This window comes from Micromonospora sp. AMSO31t, assembly GCF_008868175.1.
GTDB lineage: Bacteria > Actinomycetota > Actinomycetes > Mycobacteriales > Micromonosporaceae > Micromonospora.
The window spans coordinates 1-3,550 of sequence record NZ_WBKT01000264.1 but is presented as its reverse complement, the minus strand read 5'-3'; the positions used below and the strand labels follow the sequence as shown (position 1 = coordinate 3,550).

General features: G+C 73.9%; 5 protein-coding genes. All 5 read left to right on the top strand.

Features of this window, described 5'->3' with window-relative positions; translation table 11 throughout:
* Positions 1–125 precede the first annotated feature (125 nt).
* The 5 genes from F8274_RS30110 to F8274_RS30090 are packed head-to-tail and all read left to right on the top strand — an operon-like array spanning position 126 to position 3,485.
* Entirely contained in the window at positions 126–470 is a 345-nt protein-coding gene (locus F8274_RS30110) for a hypothetical protein (protein ID WP_151465728.1), read from the top strand.
* A gap of 13 nt (positions 471–483) precedes the next feature.
* Positions 484–1,092 carry a glycine zipper family protein gene (locus F8274_RS30105; protein WP_151465726.1) on the top strand — a complete coding sequence of 203 codons (609 nt, stop codon included), beginning with the start codon at positions 484–486 and terminating at the stop codon, positions 1,090–1,092.
* Positions 1,089–1,769, top strand: a complete 681-nt coding sequence (locus tag F8274_RS30100) for a carboxypeptidase-like regulatory domain-containing protein (protein ID WP_151465724.1) — start codon at positions 1,089–1,091, stop codon at positions 1,767–1,769. Before F8274_RS30105 ends, F8274_RS30100 begins: the two co-directional genes overlap by 4 nt.
* 17 nt (positions 1,770–1,786) lie before the next feature.
* Entirely contained in the window at positions 1,787–3,001 is a 1,215-nt protein-coding gene (locus F8274_RS30095) for a phage tail sheath subtilisin-like domain-containing protein (protein ID WP_151465723.1), read from the top strand.
* A gap of 1 nt (position 3,002) precedes the next feature.
* A complete protein-coding gene (locus F8274_RS30090) occupies positions 3,003–3,485 on the top strand; it encodes a phage tail protein (protein ID WP_151465722.1) in 483 nt (160 codons plus the stop codon).
* The last annotated feature ends 65 nt before the right edge of the window (positions 3,486–3,550 follow it).

The following is a 3,550-nucleotide window of genomic DNA, read 5'->3' as shown; positions in this document are numbered from 1 at the left end:
CCGACCGGCCGGCCTGAACGGGCGCGGCGCCGCCACCCGGGCGGTACCCGGAACCGCACCAGCCGGGGCCGCCGCACCACCCCACCCCGACCGCACCACCGCACCAACCGAAGAGGGGGATCGCCGTGAACGATCTCTTCACCTGGGCCGCCCTCGGCAGCCTCACCGGCGCCAGCGCCGCCACCCTGCTCGCCACCAACGTCATCGGCGGCCTCATCGGCCCGAGCGGCGACAAGGCGCGCAAGTGGATCGCCCTGGGCTTCGCGCTCGTCCTGTCGTACCTGACCGCCGCCTTCGCCGAGGACGCGGGATCCGAAAAGTGGATCATCGCGTTCTTCAACGGGCTGGTCATCTTCTCCGCCGCCCTCGGCATCAACCAGCTGCCGCCCGGCAACCGGCAGGCGACGAACGCGTCGCCGACCCAGCTCGCGCAGGGCCGCGAGCCCCGCTACATCCGCTCCTGGGTCTGAGAGAGGTGACCCCATGGTCCTCGGCATCATCAGCGCCGCCGTCCACATCGTCCTGGGCGCCGCCCTCGGCGGGGCGGCGGGCGGCACCATCGGTCTGCTGATCGGCGCGGTCGTCGGACTGCTCGTCGGCGCGCCGTTCGGGTGGGCGGTCGCCTCCGCCGGCACCTACGGCCTCGACCCGAAGGGCATCTTCCTCTTCGTGGTCGACCACACCTGGAGCCTGCTCAACACCGTCGCCGGCGCGCTCTACCTGGCCCTGCACCTGGTCTTCGGGCACCAGCTCGACCGGGTGGTGTCGCAGGGCAGCGGGCGGGTCAACGTGGTCGAGGGCGTCTCGCCCCGCTACGCCACCACCATCGGCACCGTCTGCGCCGGGTCCAGCACCGGCATCCAGCGGCACGAGGACGTGCACATCCTCCAGGCGCGGCTGCTCGGCCCGCTCTACCTGCCGCTGGTCGCGCTCAACTACGTGCTGTTCACCATCGCCCCGGTGTGGCTGCTCTGGCACGACCACAGCAACGCGCCGATCAACCGCTTCACCCGCTACTTCGAGATCGGCGTCTACCCGCACGTCTGGAACGAGGCCATCGCGTACCGGATCCAGGGGACGCCGCCCCGATGACCGGCGCGATCGAGGCGGCCGTCGCGGACCTCGCGGCCTGGCTGACCGGGGCGGCGGGTGACCCCGTCCCGGTCGGCCCGCCCCGCGACGACCTCGACGGCGGCCTCACCGTCTGGCCCCTGGAGCTGCGACCGGCCCGGCAGACCGCGGCCGGCGGCGGGGCACGCGAGCCGTACCGGTTCGTGGTCCGGCTGCTGGTCAGCGGCGGCGGGCCGGCGGCGCTGCCGGCGCTGGACCGGGTCCTCGCCGCCGCCACCGCGGCCGGCCAGCCCGAGGTGGTGCTGGCCGCCGGGGACCCGGCGCTCTGGCGGGCCCTCGGCGTGCCGCCCCGGCCCGCGCTGCTGCTCGACGTGCCGGCGCGCATCGACCGGCCGGCGCCGTCCGCGCCGCCCGTGCGGCAGCCGCTGCGGCTGCGGCAGCTCGACATGCGCACCCTCGACGGCCGGGTGGTCGGGCCGGAACGCCAGCCGCTCGCCGCCATGCGGGTCGAACTGGTCGGCACCACCCAGGCCACCGAGACCGACGCGGCCGGCCGCTTCCGGCTGGTCGGCGTCCCCCACGACCCCGACGCCCCGGACCGGCCGGTGCGGATCCGGCTGATCGGCCGGGGCCGCACCCACACCGCCGAGCTGGACCCCGCCGACGGAGACCACGTCGTCGTCTGCGCCCCCGACTGACTCCTCAAGGAGGACCGATGCCCACCTACTTCTCCCCCGGCATCTACGTCGAGGAGGTGCCCAGCGGGGCCCGCCCGATCGGCCCGGTCGGCACGAGCACCGCCGCCTTCGTGGGGCTCACGCCGAACCGCACCGCCCACGTCAACGAGGCCCTCGCCGTCAACAGCTGGTCGGAGTTCCTCCGGCTCTACGCCGACGGCGAGCACCTGGAGAGCACGCCCCTGGCCCGCGCGGTCTTCGGCTTCCTCGACAACGGCGGCACCCGCTGCTGGGTGGTCAACGTCGGCGAGGGCGGCCAGCTCACCGGCACCGGCGGGAAGCGCGGCGGCCTGCAACTGCTGGAGGCCATCGACGAGATCTCCATCCTGGCCGCGCCCGGCTACCACGACCCGGTCTCGCACGAGGCGCTCATCAGCACCGCCGAGCGACTGCGCACCATGGTCGCCATCTGCGACCCGCCGCCCGACGTGGCCGACATCTCCCGGCTCACCCGGGTCGCCACGCCACCCAAGTCGTCCGGCAGACCCGCCGACGGTACGCCGAAGCCCGACGACGACCCGCCCGGCGGCGACCGGCCCCGGCAGTCCGACTACGCCACCTACTACTTCCCGTGGATCCGGGTCCGCGACCCGCTCAGCGGCGACCTCGTCCTCACCCCGCCGAGCGGGCACGTGGCCGGCATCTGGGCCCGCACCGACGCCCTGCGCGGCGTGCACAAGGCGCCGGCCAACGAGCCGGTGCGCGGCGCGGTCGACCTGGCGTACCGGGTCACCCGCCCCGAGCACGACGTGCTCAACCCCAAGGGCGTCAACGTGATCCGCTTCTTCTCCGGCGAGGGCATCCGGCTCTGGGGCGCCCGCACGCTCGCCGCCGAGGCCAGCGAGTGGCGCTACCTGAACGTGCGGCGGCTCTCCATCGCCATCGAGCTGGCCATCGCGGGCGGCACCCGGTGGATGGTGTTCGAGCCGAACGACTACACCCTGTGGCGCTCGATCCGGCGGGACATCGGCGCGTTCCTCACCCGGGTGTGGCGGGACGGCGCGCTGCTCGGCCGCACGCCCGAGGAGGCGTTCTTCGTCAAGTGCGACGAGGAGACCAACCCGGCCGACGTGCGCGACGCCGGGATGGTGGTGGCGCACATCGGCATCGCGGTGGTCAAGCCCGCGGAGTTCGTGGTGTTCAAGCTGAGCCAGTGGGCCGGCGGCACCGAGACCGAGACGATCGGAGGCTGACATGCCCACCACGGCCACCCCGCAGCCGGGCGCGCCCGTCGACCCCTACCGCGCGTACCACTTCAAGCTGCTCATCAACGGCATCACCAACGGGCACTTCACCGAGGTCAGCGGGTTCGAGGTGGCCATACCGTCGCTGGCGTACCGGGAGGCCGGCAACGAGCGGATCCGGGCCGTCCCCGGCCAGGTCGAGTACGCCCCGGTCACCCTCCACTTCGGCCTCACCGCGTCGCGCGAACTGTGGGACTGGGTGAACGCGGCGGCCAAGGGCACGGTGAGCCGGCGCAACGTCTCGGTGGTGCTGCTCGACCCGGCCGGCACCGCCGAGGTGCTGCGCTGGAACATGATCAACGCGTGGCCCACCCGGTGGCGGGGCGCACATTTGAACACCCTGTCCCAGGAGATTGCCATCGAGGCGCTGACCCTGGCGTACGAGGGGCTGGAACTGGAGTCCGGCAGTGCCGCGGCCCCGACACCCGCGTGACCGGCTGGCCCGCCTGCTCCGGGCCACCGCCGACCGCCTCACCACCCCACCCCCGCGCGCCCGGC